11 protein-coding genes and 1 pseudogene are annotated in these 14,057 nt (G+C 54.7%); 10 read left to right on the top strand and 2 right to left on the bottom strand.

The genetic code is table 11. The features are described from left to right. Positions 1–10 precede the first annotated feature (10 nt). From D3878_RS22230 to D3878_RS22240, 4 genes are read left to right on the top strand one after another with little or no spacing between them, the layout of a single operon-like run. A complete protein-coding gene (locus D3878_RS22230; RefSeq protein ID WP_119787452.1) occupies positions 11–505 on the top strand; it encodes a pilus assembly PilX family protein in 495 nt (164 codons plus the stop codon). 19 nt (positions 506–524) lie between these two features. Beyond that, positions 525–2,252 carry a hypothetical protein gene (locus tag D3878_RS24160; RefSeq protein WP_199688228.1) on the top strand — a complete coding sequence of 576 codons (1,728 nt, stop codon included), beginning with the start codon at positions 525–527 and terminating at the stop codon, positions 2,250–2,252. Further along, positions 2,234–4,948: a pilus assembly protein gene (locus D3878_RS24165; RefSeq protein ID WP_199688229.1), complete on the top strand. Its 2,715-nt coding sequence runs from the start codon at positions 2,234–2,236 to the stop codon at positions 4,946–4,948. Before D3878_RS24160 ends, D3878_RS24165 begins: the two co-directional genes overlap by 19 nt. 24 nt (positions 4,949–4,972) lie before the next feature. Then, on the top strand, positions 4,973–5,407 hold the full coding sequence (locus D3878_RS22240; RefSeq protein ID WP_119787453.1) for a type IV pilin protein: 435 nt from the start codon (positions 4,973–4,975) through the stop codon (positions 5,405–5,407). A 52-nt stretch (positions 5,408–5,459) separates the two neighbouring features. Here D3878_RS22240 and D3878_RS23945 read toward each other — a convergent pair whose 3' ends face one another. Together D3878_RS23945 and D3878_RS22245 are read right to left on the bottom strand one after the other, a co-directional pair. Next, a complete protein-coding gene (locus D3878_RS23945) occupies positions 5,460–5,627 on the bottom strand; it encodes an energy transducer TonB (protein WP_158592355.1) in 168 nt (55 codons plus the stop codon). 150 nt (positions 5,628–5,777) lie between these two features. Next, positions 5,778–6,023 (bottom strand): annotated as a pseudogene (locus D3878_RS22245) (integrase core domain-containing protein); the annotation flags it as partial. Positions 6,024–6,179: 156 nt separating this feature from the next. Here D3878_RS22245 and D3878_RS22250 point away from each other — a divergent pair. From D3878_RS22250 to D3878_RS22275, 6 genes are all read left to right on the top strand, one after another. Then, positions 6,180–6,632: a type IV pilin protein gene (locus D3878_RS22250; RefSeq protein ID WP_119787454.1), complete on the top strand. Its 453-nt coding sequence runs from the start codon at positions 6,180–6,182 to the stop codon at positions 6,630–6,632. After that, entirely contained in the window at positions 6,623–7,051 is a 429-nt protein-coding gene (locus D3878_RS22255) for a GspH/FimT family pseudopilin (RefSeq protein ID WP_158592356.1), read from the top strand. Before D3878_RS22250 ends, D3878_RS22255 begins: the two co-directional genes overlap by 10 nt. A 91-nt stretch (positions 7,052–7,142) precedes the next feature. Further along, positions 7,143–7,739, top strand: coding sequence for a type IV pilus modification protein PilV (pilV, locus tag D3878_RS22260; RefSeq protein ID WP_119787456.1), 597 nt, complete (start codon positions 7,143–7,145; stop codon positions 7,737–7,739). A gap of 2 nt (positions 7,740–7,741) precedes the next feature. Continuing rightward, positions 7,742–8,818 (top strand): PilW family protein, encoded by a 1,077-nt coding sequence (locus D3878_RS22265; RefSeq protein WP_119788089.1) that lies wholly within the window; start codon positions 7,742–7,744, stop codon positions 8,816–8,818. A 2-nt stretch (positions 8,819–8,820) separates the two neighbouring features. After that, positions 8,821–9,363 carry a pilus assembly PilX family protein gene (locus tag D3878_RS22270; RefSeq protein WP_338016825.1) on the top strand — a complete coding sequence of 181 codons (543 nt, stop codon included), beginning with the start codon at positions 8,821–8,823 and terminating at the stop codon, positions 9,361–9,363. Positions 9,364–9,437: 74 nt separating this feature from the next. Further along, positions 9,438–13,919 carry a PilC/PilY family type IV pilus protein gene (locus D3878_RS22275; RefSeq protein WP_158592357.1) on the top strand — a complete coding sequence of 1,494 codons (4,482 nt, stop codon included), beginning with the start codon at positions 9,438–9,440 and terminating at the stop codon, positions 13,917–13,919. The last annotated feature ends 138 nt before the right edge of the window (positions 13,920–14,057 follow it).

Genomic DNA, 14,057 nt, shown 5'->3' on the forward strand with positions numbered 1-14,057 from the left:
GAGATTATTGATGGTCTTTTCACAAAGACAGCGTGGCGCTGCCCTCATTACGGGCTTGATCATTATGGTGATCCTGACCTTGCTCGCGGTCGCCAGCATGCGTACCACGATTATGGAAGAAAAAATGGCAGGTAACGCGCGTGACATCGATATTGCGTTTCAGTCTGCCGAAGCCGCTATAAGGGCCGGAGAAGACGTCCTGAATGGCGCCACGCTCCCGGCGTTCAGTACATCGGGAGCTCATCTGACGGCTGCGGTTCGAAATGATGAATACTGGCTTTCCACGCATAACTGGGGCACGAGTTCGATTGCATACTCTGGCACCCTCGAGGGGACGTCTGGCAATCCGCGGTATGTAATCGAAGAAATGGCGGCTGTGCCTGAGTCCGGAGGCAGCCTGAAAATGGGCGCTATTGAAGAAAAAGGAATATACAGAATCACCGTGCGCGGGGCGGGAGCCAGCCCTAACGCAAAGGTATATCTCCAGTCAACCTATCGTCGCTGATATTGTAAAAATATAACGAATGAAAATCATGCGTCCAATTCAAGCCTTGATTCTGGCGGCATCGTTCTGCGTGTTGACGCCCACCGCCATGTCAGTGGATATCGCCCAGAAGCCGGTGTTTCTCAATCCGCCCGACCCGCGCATCATGCTGGTGATGTCGCGTGACCACGAACTGTCGAAAAAAGCCTACAGCGACCATTCCGATCTCAATAACGACGGTGTATTGGACATAACGTATACCGATACTATTGATTATTATGGTTATTTCGATAGTAAAAAATGCTACACGTACGCCAACAGTCGTTTCGAGCCCGCAGGCTCTGCGGCAGGAGCGAATAGTCACCACTGCAGCAGCCAGTGGAGCGGCAATTTCCTGAACTGGGTCAGCATGACGCGCATGGACGTGCTTCGAAAGACCCTTTATGGCGGATTGCGGTCTACTGATGATGATGGCGGGAGCGCAGTCGGGAAAACGGTGCTGGAACGCGCCATGCTCCCGTCTGATGTGCATGCCTTCAGCAAGACGTTTGCTCCTGCCGGCGGCGCAACCGAAATGTTGCGATACACCCCTTATAACCAGGCGATTGTTTCATTTTGTAATGCGACACGTTCAAGTGGCATGTCCCGGGCCACGACAGCGGCACCCCAAATACAGGTGGCCTATGGTGCTTTTCCGCGGTGGGCAATGACTGCCCTGAATCAGTGCGGGACCAGTAACACCGCCAGTGAAGGTCGGCCCGCCACATTGGCGGCAGACCTGACGGCGCGGGTGGCAGTGTGCGTGACGGGCATGCTTGAAGATAATTGCACTGCCTATGGCGCCAACCGCAAGCCAACAGGCTTGCTGCAAAAATACGGCGAAAAGGAGGCCCTCTCCAGGGTGCAATTTGGGCTTTTAACCGGCAGTTATTCCAAAAACAAGTCAGGCGGAGTATTGCGTAAAAATACCTCCTGGTTAACCAATAATCTAACTGCAGCAAATAATGAAGTTAACTCCTCAACCGGGCAATTCATTAACCAGGGCACCAGTGATGCCGGCATCATCAATACCGTTAACCGCATACGAGTTTCTGGATGGGATTATGGCGCAAACACGCACCAAAATGGCTGTAACTCTCCCGGAATATTGACATTTGCCGACGGTCAGTGTGTCGACTGGGGTAATCCTCTCGCCGAAATGTATCTGGAGGCGATACGTTATCTGGCTGGTAAAGCAGCGCCGACCACAGCATTTGATACGACGACCGATGAGCAAACGCATTTACCTAGCTTGCCCAAAGTGACCTGGCAAGATCCCTTGCCGAATGATCAGTGGTGTGCGCTGTCCAGCACCGTGGTGTTGTCGACAGGCTTGAATTCATTTGACCGAGACCAACTGACAGGACATGGCATTGCCAACCTTGACGTCGTCGCTTCAACAAATACAGTCGGCAAGCTGATACTTGAAAATGGTACGAATACTTATCTAATTGGCAGTAACGGCACTGTCACTACCACAGATGACCAGTGCACCGGCAAGGCATTGACCGCCGATGGCACTACCAGTAACTTGAGCGACGCTTCCGGCATCTGCCCGGAGATTCCAAGCCTGAAGGGCGGTTATCACATTGCGGGACTGGCTTTTTCCAATCAATCGATCGATTTGCGCCCGGAATATCAGACAAAACGGAATGCGCGGTGGGGGCCAACAGTCCCAATCCCAATCTGGCGCGCGCGGCACGCCAGCCAATGGAAGTCTATACGGTAGCGCTTGCCGAAACGCTGCCAAAACTTGAAATACCAGTGGCGGGCGGCAAAATCACTTTTCTCCCGGCATGTATGGCGAACTCCAGCGGTTCTGCCACTGCCGCCACTACCGGCTGGCGCGTTTGCTCGCTGACGGACATGCGCTTCCTGAGTTATGGAATGGTAAACGGAGCGCCGGCGGGTTCCATTGAAGTCTCTTGGGAAGATTCCACCTGGGGGAATGACTATGATATGGACGGGGTTGCTGAACTGGACTTCTGTGTGGGAGCCGCCTGTGATCCGGCTTTGGGAGTCGCGTCTAATCAATTAAGAATCCGAGCCCAGGCAACTTATGCTGCTGCCGGCCATGCCTTGCGCTTTGGCTATACCGTGACTGGGAGCTCCGCCGACGGTACGCACCTCGATATTCTGCGCCCCGGGGGCCAGAATTTCACATCCCTTCCTGCTCCCGCTACGGTAACGCCGCCAACCGCCCGGACATTTAGTGTCGGCGCCTCGGCTGCAAAGTTGCTCGAAAGCCCGCTGTTGTATGCCGCAAAATATGGCAAGGCCAATTCGGACCTGACAGGCGGCGGGGCTAACAAGGATCAACCGGACGGCATACCCGATAATTATTTCAAGGTGACCAACCCGGCCGGGCTGTTTGACGCTCTTGGCAAGGTATTCGAGGAAGCCGCCGTTGCTGATGCCTCGGCTGCTGCAATCGCCAGTAACTCAACCAGGCTGAATACGGATACGCATGTCTATCAGGCGCTCTTTCACAGCCCAGCCTGGACCGGGGACCTCAAGGCGATGCCGTTGAGTTCGACCGGCACGGTCGGCACTGCCAGCTGGTCAGCCAGTGCAAATATTCCAGCCGCGGCGAGCCGGAACATTAAAACCTGGAATGGCACTACGTGGAATGACGCTAATGGCTCGGGCCTGGATTTCAACTGGAGTAATCCGGTACTTTCGAGCGAGGTGACCGCTGCGCAACAAACCGCGATCGGCAGTGCGGATATTTTGAATTATATTCGGGGCGACCAAAGCAAGGAGAAAAACCAAACCAATGGCATTTACCGTGCGCGTTCCAGCCGCATGGGGGATATTGTGAATTCCGATCCGCACTATGTGGCAGCTGAAAATTATGGCTACGATCAGCCAGGCAGTGGGTTATTGGCTGCACAGAAGACCGAATACACGACTTTCCGCACCGGTATCAAAACCACCCGGAAGAAAATGCTTTATGTTGGCGTAAATGACGGCATGCTTCATGCCATTAATGCTGCCAATACCGCAGTCGACGGGGGTGGCGACGAAATTTTTGCCTATGTACCCAATGCAGTTATTCCGAATTTGAGTGCGCTGGCCCAGCCTAACTATCAGCACCGCTTTTACGTTGATGGCTCTCCCAACTCCGGCGACGCCTACTTGGGAGGGTGGAAAACCGTTTTGTTAGGTACATTGGGAGCAGGGGGCAAGGGGGTCTTTGCGCTGGATATTACCAACCCCGATAATTTCGACGCTTCCAAGGTTATCTGGGAATTCACGGATGCGACTGATCTTGGCATGATCATGAGCCGTGCGCACGTCGCGCGCATGAATAATGGCCATTGGTATGCCATATTCGGCAATGGTTATAACAGCTCGTTAGGCAAAGCGAAATTGTTCCTGGTTCCTCTCGACAAATCCCAAAACCTTCCCGTTATTAAAATTGATACCGGAGTTGGCACGGATAATGGGATGTCCGAACCGGCACTCCTCGATACCAATGGTGACCGCATCGTTGATGTGATCTATGCCGGAGATCTGCGAGGCAATGTCTGGAAGTTCGATATGTCATCGACGACTGCCAGCAATTGGGAAGTCGCATACCAATCCGGTAATGGTAATAACGCTGTTCCGGCACCTCTTTTTAAAGCGCAAATCATCAGTGGTTCGCCGAGCGTGGCGGTCGAGCAGCCGATCACGGGCGCCCTGGAAATTGGCGCCGCACCTGGCGGTGTATCTGGCTATATGGTCTATTTCGGCACGGGCAGCTATTTAGGCAATACGGATGTAGGCGTGACGGCCACCCAGACTGCCTATGGCATTCTTGACGCCGGCAACAAGATTGCGCCTGGTAACACCGGACGCGATTCATTGCAACCGCAAACCTTTGTCTACGAAGGGGCCCGTACGAGCACGGATTCGAGCCTGGTCCGCGTCGCCAGCAATAATGCGGTGGCATATACCGGAGGCAGCGCGAAACGCGGATGGTATCTGGATTTGTTGTCTGCTGCCGCTCCGGCCAGTCCTGTCAGTCCGGCTAATCTTGGCGAAAGAATTGTGGCGGTGCCCTTGCTGCGACACGGCAGAGTGATTTTGACTTCTATCGTTCCCTCTTCCGCAGTGTGTGCTCAAGGCGGCTATAGCTGGATCACGGAGCTTGATGCCTTGTCGGGCGGGCGGTTGTCCTACAGCGTATTTGACCCGAATAACGACGGGCTATACAACGCCGCGGACAATGCGGTTTACGGCCCGAATGGCGCAACTTCGAATCCGGCAAGCTCAATCAAACTAGGGGATGAAGGATTGATGAAGGCGCCGACCGTGATCAGCGCGGGCGAAAAAGAATACAAAGTGGGGAGCGGTACTGCTGGTAGTGTCGTAGTCATCAATGAAAAAGGCACGAATGGAAAACCGCGCTCCTCGTGGCGACAAATTTTCCCCAAGTGATAATCGTTTATAGGGACTCTGAATATGCAACGAGCCACAAGCCAAGGCTTCACACTGATTGAATTGATGATTACAGTTGCTGTGATCGGCATACTTGCTGCAGTTGCTTATCCTAGCTACACGCAATACGTTCAACGTAGCAATCGTGCGGCTGTAAAAGCCATATTGCTTGAAGATGCTCAATTTCTTGAGAGGAATTTTACGACGGCTAATCGTTATGACCGTACCAGCGCGGACGTTGAAATTACCAGCGCTACCTTGCCTAAGAGACAAAGCCCTGAAAGTGGGGCGGCGAAATATAACATCACAGTGGAGATGGGGACTGCACCTGCGCAAACTTTTACGCTTTCAGCAACGCCAACGGGTTCGATGACCAGCGATGCGTGCGGTACTTACACCTTATCGTATACCGGAGTACAAGGATCAGGTGGCAGCGTGGCGGAGTGCTGGGGGAAGTAACTTGACAAGAATTCAATGAGTAGCGAATAGGAACGTAGGCATTTTCAATCGCTTACGTTTCTACTTCGATGTACATTTCACTATTGACTGCTCTGCCGTTTATCTCGCCTGGTTGATAAACGGAATTGTAAAATTGCAAAATAATTTCTTCTTCTGTTGCTTTATCTGCAGTTGATTTTTCCGCAAAAATAGAATGAACTTTTCCACGTGCATCGATCAATACGCGTAAAAGAGAGGTGGCCCAGTTTGTTTGGACAGCAATTTGCTGTCGTTAAGTGGGGCTTTGTGAAGTAGGGTTATCCATGGCACCGCTCGCCGCCCCATGCGCAGGGCAAGAGCGTGCGGCGCGGTGGATAGCCCGGGCCCTCATCTACGCGGCCTGCCGAAGGGCCGGAAGATTGTCATAGTAGAACGCATCTGGCACCGTGCCGTCAAGCGCGCTGTGTGGGTGCCGGCTGTTGTAGAACGCCAGATGGCGCCCAATGCCGTCGCGTGCCGCGCTCACCGTTTCGTACGCGCGCAAGTAAACCTCCTCGTATTTAATCGATTTCCACAATCGCTCGACGAACACGTTGTCGCGCCAGCAGCCTTTCCCATCCATGTGTAAAAACATGCCTAAATGCAACCGTTGATCGTCATATTTCTGCCGTCAATCCGAGTTCACAGAAAAATTTGGCGAAATTCCTGGAGAAATTTATAAAAATGTTCTAAATTTCCAGTGTTTCCAATGGGAAACAATAATTAACAATTTAATAGAGCGATTAAACACATCATGAAAACTCAGGGTGACGATGGTTTTACGTTAATCGAGCTGATGGTGACAGTGGCAATTATCGGCATACTGGCGGCAGTCGCCTATCCCTCATACACGCAACATCTCGTCCGCTCCCACCGCGCCGCAGCGCAAACCTACATGCTGGGATTGGCAAACCAGCAGGCACAGTTCCTGTTGGATGCGCGCAGCTACTTTTGCACGAATACCGCCGGCTGCCCCCATGTGCTGACAGCCGCAACGACGCCAGCATTCAATCCGCCCGCTGAAGTCAGCGGTCACTACACGGTCGCGGTTACGTCCAACAACGCGGGACTGCCGACGTACACCATCACCGCCACCCCCAAGGACATTCAGGCCGGCCGGGATACAAAATGCAAGACCTTAACGCTGGACCACACGGGGGCAAAAGGCATCTCCGGCGGCACCGGGACCGTTGCTCAATGCTGGTAAAGAAAATCATGGGAACCAAGTCCAATAAGCGCGCAACCTCGCTCCCGCCGGCTGCATTTGGCCGCAATGGGCGCAGTCTCGGCTTCAGTTTGGTGGAGTTGATGGTGACACTGGCGATTGCCGCCATTTTATTGGCGGTCGGCGTTCCTTCTTTTCGCGACTTCGTATTGAATCAGCGCGTTAAAACAGCCTCCAGCCAGATTTTCTATGCGTTGACGCTGGCGCGCAGCGAAGCAATCAAGCGCAATGCTGAAGTCCGGGTGCAAAAGGTTAACACCGGCTGGCAGGATGGCTGGACAGTCGCTACTGTCACCGGGGCGGTTACGCTGGGCACCCAGGATGCGTTTGCTAATTTGGCGATAGCAGGATCCGCTAACAGCGTTACCTACGGTGGCAGCGGCCGCCTTACCGGGGGGTGAGCTCGACTTTTGCGGTAACAGGCGGCTCAAGTGCCCGTTGTGTGACGGTAGGTTTGAGTGGCGTGCCCAGTACCAAAAAAGGAAGTTGCTGATGGACGCTTTCATTAAAGTCAAAGGGATGGAAAAAGGCTTCAGCATGATCGAGGTGCTGGTGACGCTGGTGATTTTGCTGGTGGGCTTGCTGGGACTGGCGGGCATGATGATGAAAAGCCAGCGCGCCGAAACGGAATCGTATCAGCGCGCGCAAGCACTGCTCCTGCTGCAGGATATGGTTGGCCGCATCAATGCCAATCGCAAGGTGGCCTCCTGTTATGCGACCAGTGACGGCGCCAGCGGCACGCCCTATCTTGGCACCGGTGTGAATACCACGGCGACACCGCCGACATGCACAAGTGGCACCACAGAGCAGCAAGCGACAGCGATCCAGGACATGAAAGACTGGAACGATATGTTGAAAGGTTCTGCCGAGCTCTCAGGCATCAACAAGGTGGGTGCCATGATCGGCGCGCGCGGCTGTGTCAGTTTCGATGCCGCCGCAAACGTTTATCGCATCAGCGTAGCGTGGCAAGGCCTGGGCGACAGTGTTGCCCCGCCCAGTGCCGTGGCTTGCGGCAAAAACCAGTACAACAACGAGAACCATCGCCGCGTGGTCAGCACGACACTGCAGATTGCTACTTTGAGTTTATGATCATGACGCGCCCAGACAAAAAAGCAAGTCCGCCCCAGTGCCTGCGCAAGTCATCGCGCAACGCATCGCCATTGCGGCGCGAGTCGGGATTCACCCTGGTCGAGCTGATGATCGCGGTCACCATCGGCCTCCTGCTGGTGGCTGGCATCACCACGCTGATCGTCCAGCAAAGCGCGACACGAAACGAGATGGAAAAGTCCAGCCGCCAGATTGAAAACGGGCGTTATGCTGCGCAACTTTTGCGTGATGATATTCAGCTTGCCGGTTACATCGGTGAATTTTTCAAGCCGACGACAATTCCAGGCGCCTTGCCCGACCCCTGCGAACTCGACCCCGCCGATCTGGAAACCGCGTTTACGTTCCATATCCAGGGATATGACGCGCCCGATCCGGTGCCTGCACCATTGTCTGCCTGCCTGCCGGACGCAAACCATGTGCCTGGAACCGATATTCTGGTGGTTCGTCACACCGACACCGCCAGCATTCCTGTGGCAAGTGCGGTAGCAAATCAGATTTATTTGCAAACCGGCCTTGATCCGGTGACGTCGATTCTGACTTATAAGCTTGCGACGGGCACCGATACTTCAGTGTTCAACCTCAAAAATCTGAATGGCACGGTCGCCAGGCTGCGCAAGTTTCTGGTGCATATCTATTTTGTCAGTCCATGCAATGCAATGAGCGGCGCAACATGTACCAGCAGCGACGATAACGGCAATCCGGTGCCAACCTTGAAACGCCTTGAATTGGGCCTGGTGGGCACTGTCGCCGGTTTTAATCTGCTTCCCCTGGTGGAAGGCATTGAAAATCTGCAGCTGGATTACGGTATTGACAGTAGCGGCGACGGTGCTCCGGACGAATACAAGACCACGCCAACTGCATTGGCCGACTGGGCCGATGTGATGACCGTCCGGGTGAATCTGCTGGCGCGGAACAATGAGACAAGTGCGAGATACCAGGATACGAAGACGTACAAGCTGGGCCTGGCAGCTGAAACCACGGCAACCAATGATGGCTACAAACGTCACGTGTTCAGCCAGGTGGTGCGTGCCGTTAATCCCAGCGGCCGGAGAGAAGAATGAGCATGCAAAGCACAAAGCGTAGCCAGTCAGGCGCAGTCCTGGTAGTGAGCCTGATCATGCTGGTCGTTCTCACCATTTTGGTGATCTCGGCAGTCATGTCCAGCAACACCAACCTGCGCATTACCGGCAACATGCAGGTGAAGGATGAAGCGTCGTCGGCCGCCCAGCAGGCAATCGAACAAGTCATCGATATTAATAACCCAGTCGATTTCACGACCATTGTGACGCCCAGCCAAACCATTAATATCGACACCGGCTTGGCGACCTATGCTGTGGTAGTGGAAAAACCTTCATGCCTGAATACGACGCCCGTGTTCAGCAACGATCCTGGCCTGGATATCACAAAAGAAGACGACAAGCTTTGTATCGGTGAAAACGATCCGCTGGACTTGTTCGATTCCGAGGGCAAGCCTGTCGCCAAACTCACCAAATGCAATGACCAGCAATGGAATGTCAGGGCATCGGTGACCGATACCAGTACCGGTGCAGCCGTAACGCATCAACAGGGTGTTGCAAAGCGCTCGTATAAGCCAACTTCATGCTGAGTTGGCGCTTTTCACATCAAAATTTTAATTGTAATAAACGCACATTCGCAGGCAAGCGTTCTGGAGGACTGATCATGAAACCGACTCGATTAATTGCGGCAAGTATGCTGGCATCATTGCTGAGTTATCCGCTTGCCGGCATGTCCGAAGATATCGACCTCTACAGTGCGATCAATGCGGCTGGCATGCCCAACGTCTTGCTGGTGATGGATACCGGCGCGAATTTTTCAAATAGCGCCGCAGCGCCCTGTACCGCTTACGGATCGGGCGGCGCGCCATCGCTGGGCGCCACGGCGGGCGGGGTAGAGCAATGCGCATTGGTCGATGCCATTGAAAGCTTGCCGGATAGTACTGTCAATATCGGCATCATGGTCTACAACGCGAATGGCTTTACCAGCGGTGCCGCGCCTGGTGTCGGCCCCTGTATCGGCGATGCCGGTGGTTGTCTGGTGAAGCCGCTGACCTTGATGAATTCTGCGAACAAGGCTGCATTCATCCAGTTTATCAAATCCTGGAAATCTTCCGGTAGCAATAGCTCAACGGAATTTAATGTCAAGACCAACAACCAGAAAACCGGTAGTGCGATGCAGGAGGCTTGGGCCTACTACCATGGCAAAACGGGCATGTCCGGCAAAAACTACGGGGCATCGCTACTAACCACCGGATGCCAGCGCAATTTCATTATTTTTATCGGCAATTCATTCAATAATGCCGCCAGCCCCGGCGACCCGAATCCCGGTCCGGAAAACAGCAGCGACGGCTTGTATTCCGCGCAGGTGGCGGCATCGGCCGCGCAGAAAATCAAGCTGTCGAATACCATAAAATTCAACACCATGACCTGCGGCGTGGACTCTCTGGCGGCCACCAGCAATAGCAACAACTGGTCGGAAAACTGGGCCGATGAATGGGCCCGCTACATGAATGAAACGGACTTCTCGACGGGACTCAGCGGCTACACCGGTTCGCAAAATATCATCACCTATACGATCGGCGTCATCAACAATGGCACCAATTCCTGCAAGCCCGATTATCCTGCCTTGTTAAGCAACATGGCCAGCTACGGCGGCGGCAAGTACTTTCAAACGGGGAATGCTTCCGAAGTAAAAAATGCATTACTGTCCGTGCTGAATGAAGTACAGGCGGTAAATAGCGTTTTCGCTTCTGCCAGCTTGCCCATCAGCGTCAATACCCAGGGTACTTTCCTGAACCAGGTGTATATGGGCATGTTCCGTCCGGATGGTGCTGGCAGTCCAAGATGGTCGGGCAATCTCAAGCAATATCAGTTCAAATACGATGACAATAGTGGAAGGCTGATTTTGGCCGACAATCGGTCGCCGGCGCAGTCTGCACTCAGCTCCGCCGGCACCGGTTTTATCGACCCCAATGCGGCGAGTTTCTGGACTAAAAAAGACTTGGCGGTCGAGCCCGACCTAGGGGGGGGGTTCTGGCGAAATGCGCCGAGCGGCGAAGGTTCCGGCAAATCCTATGACAGCCCGGATGGTGAAGTCGTGGAAAAAGGCGGTATTGCACAACGCTTGCGGCTTGCCAATCTGAACAACAATTATTCGGCGACGGCAGGCAGCGCAAACAATCCGCGCAAGTTGTATACCTACTGTCCGAGCGGAGCGTCTTGCGAGGCAGCGTTGACGCATGCCTCGAATGTATTCGCGCCTACCAATGCCGTAATTACTGCAGCAAAATTCGGCGGCGTAGCCGGGATCAGCGTGTCGTCATTGACGCGCGCTGGCACCACGGCCACGGTGGTCACTGTGGCCAATCATGGCTTTGTGACCGGCGACCAGATTTCCATTGGGGGCGCTAACCAGATTCCCTACAACGGCACATTTACGATTACTAAAGTAAATGACACTACATTTACCTATACCGTACCGGAATATCCGCCCGCTTCCCCGACCGGCACGTTCACGGCATCGGTGCCGGGTGTTTCCAGCAAAAGTATCACCAGTCTGACCCGGGGGGCAGGTACACCGAATGCCGTCGTCACTGCAACGGCGCCTGCGCATGGCTATACGGTCGGGCAAAATGTCACGATTACTGGCGCGAGTTACGCCCAATACAATGTGTCGGCAACCGTTACCGCGGTTCTGGGGACGGATCAATTCCAGTATGTGATTACCGAAACACCTGCCTTCCCGGGCACATCTCCGGGAGCGAATGCACAGGCATGGGTAGGCGACAGGTGCGTTACGAACGGCAATGCCAAGAATTGCGTGAGCATTGAGAGTATTTACCGCAGCGGCAATACCGTGATGGTGACTGCCAGCATTAACGGTAATGGCAGCTTGCCCGCCGTGTTTTCTGCTGGCGCGGCCACGCTTGCCAAGATTTCCGGCGTCACCATGAACGAATACAATAGTTCAACCGGCTATGCGATCACCGGTATCGGCGCCAGCTGCAGCATTACGACCCAGACCTGGAATGCGGCAAGCTCAAGCATGGTGCAAACGATAATCGCAGGCACGCCCAACAAGAGCTTCTGCTTCACCAGTTTCCCCTCGAGCTTGATTTCCCCGCCGGTAGTGACAGATGCGGCGACGGTTTCGACCAGTGTCGATACCGGCATACCTTATCCGGTCACGCTGGCGCGCAACGGCACCACCGTCACGGCGACTTCCAGCACAGCGCATCCGTTCACGGCTGGACAAACGGTCTCGATCAGCGGCAACGCCGGCCCTAACGAAGAGGCCTATGTCGGCAGCTTCGCCGTGTCTTACATCTCGAATACCAAGTTCAGCTATCAGGTTGTCGTCACGCCGGCATTGACTGCCACAGGCACCATCACGGCCGCCAAGGCAGGCAGCATCGATGCAGCTACGCTGATCAACTGGGTGCGCGGCGAAGACAATGTCGGCGATGAAAAGGGTCCCGGTACCGCTGTTAGCAATGTGCGGCCATCGATCCATGGCGACGTGCTCCATTCGCGTCCGCTGGTGATCAACTATGGCGGCGTATCGCCGAAAGTCGTGGTCTTCTATGGCGCCAATGATGGCGTGTTCCGAGCCATTAACGGTAATCAAACCACCGCTATCGGCAGCGTACTGGCAGGCGGAGAAATGTGGGGGCTGATCCTGCCCGAGCATTATTCCAAGCTGAACCGGCTGCGCATTAACAGCCCCGAACTCAAGTTCCCGACAACGTCCGATGCGATTACCCCGACGCCACAGCGTAAAGATTACTTTGTCGACGGGCCTACCGGCGTCTATCAAAAGCTTAATGCAGACGGCACCACCAACAAGGCGATCATCTATCTGTCGATGCGCCGCGGCGGCCGCTTCATCTATGCAATGGATGTGACCGACCCGGCGGACCCCAAGGTCTTGTGGAACAAGGGCTGCCGGGGAACGCCGGTTGCTTGCGATACCAATTATGAGGAACTGGGTCAGACCTGGTCCCGGCCGCGGATTGCCCTCTTAAAAGGCTATACCGATAACGCGGGTGCCGCCAAGCCGGTGCTGATTTTCGCCGCAGGCTACGACACTGCGCAGGATTCGGAACCGCACTATGCGGCACCTGGCGTCGACAGCATGGGACGCGGCATCTTTGTCGTGGATGCAATGACCGGCGCGGTCATCTGGAGCGCCAAGGCTGCCGCAACGGGTGCCTCTACGACCAGTTGCACCGGAACGTCGCCGACTGTCTGCGCGGTCGTGGGCATGAAGTACAGCATGCCCTCTGATATCACGATACTGGACCGGGATATGGATGGACGGGTGGATCGTGTATATGCAGCCGATGTCGGAGGCAATGTCTGGCGCGTCGATTTCGAACTGGCTGCAGGCAATGCGCCCGCCAACTGGAAGGTCAGCCAGCTGGCCGCCCTTGGTTGCGACTCGGGCGCCTGTGCTTCAGGCACCACGCCGCGCAAATTCCTTTATCCGCCCAGCGTGGTAACGGTCGGCGCAGCAGGCGTGTCCGGCTCTTTCGATGCAGTCATGCTGGGTTCGGGTGACCGCGAACACCCGCTGTATAGCACGGTGCTCACCTCGTCTTATAAAGTGCCGAACCGGTTTTACATGTTGAAGGACCTGGCAACCGGCAAAGATGCCGGCAGCCAGACCACCATTACGCATGATTCGAATTCGGACGGCTTGTTTGATGCCACTACCAATCTGTACAGCCTGAGCAGTGCTGACAGAGGCTATTACCTGGATTTCGCCGAAGGCGAGAAACTGGTGAATGCGCCGTTGACTGTCGGTGGCACTGCTTATTTCGGGACAAACCAGCCGTCGCCGCCAGGTGTGTACTCCTGCGATGCCGGACTGGGGATCGCCAGGTCGTATGGTCTTGATCCCTTTACAGCAAAGTATTACGCCAATGAATTGCATGGTGGTGGCTTTCCGCCAAGTCCGACGGCGGGGGTCACCATGGACGCTTCCGGGAAAAAACGGGAATACTGCATGGGCTGCAGCCAGCCACCAAGTGATCCTAATGACCCTAATGCGAAGCCGCCATGCGTTCCCTCGGCCCTTGAAACTTGCGATGCGGGCAAAGAAGGCAAAAAGCAACTGAAGCGGACGTACTGGTACAAACAGTAACCGCGTCTGCCAGAACCTCACAGCCGACTTGGGAAAAGGGACGATCAGATGATCGTCCCTTTTGTTTTATGCAACATCTATCGTTGACAAGCGGCACCAAGACGCGAAAGAGCGGCGTTCCTGTCCCTTTGACATCGA

The sequence above is a fragment of the Noviherbaspirillum sedimenti genome, from assembly GCF_003590835.1.
Classification (GTDB): Bacteria; Pseudomonadota; Gammaproteobacteria; order Burkholderiales; family Burkholderiaceae_D; genus Paucimonas; species Paucimonas sedimenti.

What these genes read in the sequence shown, in the direction of transcription:
- D3878_RS22230 (WP_119787452.1), top strand. Translation starts at nt 11, where the DNA reads ATGGTCTTTTCACAAAGACAGCGTGGCGCTGCCCTCATTACGGGCTTG.
- D3878_RS24160 (WP_199688228.1), top strand. Translation starts at nt 525, where the DNA reads ATGAAAATCATGCGTCCAATTCAAGCCTTGATTCTGGCGGCATCGTTC.
- D3878_RS24165 (WP_199688229.1), top strand. Translation starts at nt 2,234, where the DNA reads ATGGAAGTCTATACGGTAGCGCTTGCCGAAACGCTGCCAAAACTTGAA.
- D3878_RS22240 (WP_119787453.1), top strand. Translation starts at nt 4,973, where the DNA reads ATGCAACGAGCCACAAGCCAAGGCTTCACACTGATTGAATTGATGATT.
- D3878_RS22250 (WP_119787454.1), top strand. Translation starts at nt 6,180, where the DNA reads ATGAAAACTCAGGGTGACGATGGTTTTACGTTAATCGAGCTGATGGTG.
- D3878_RS22255 (WP_158592356.1), top strand. Translation starts at nt 6,623, where the DNA reads ATGCTGGTAAAGAAAATCATGGGAACCAAGTCCAATAAGCGCGCAACC.
- pilV (WP_119787456.1), top strand. Translation starts at nt 7,143, where the DNA reads ATGGACGCTTTCATTAAAGTCAAAGGGATGGAAAAAGGCTTCAGCATG.
- D3878_RS22265 (WP_119788089.1), top strand. Translation starts at nt 7,742, where the DNA reads ATGACGCGCCCAGACAAAAAAGCAAGTCCGCCCCAGTGCCTGCGCAAG.
- D3878_RS22270 (WP_338016825.1), top strand. Translation starts at nt 8,821, where the DNA reads ATGCAAAGCACAAAGCGTAGCCAGTCAGGCGCAGTCCTGGTAGTGAGC.
- D3878_RS22275 (WP_158592357.1), top strand. Translation starts at nt 9,438, where the DNA reads ATGAAACCGACTCGATTAATTGCGGCAAGTATGCTGGCATCATTGCTG.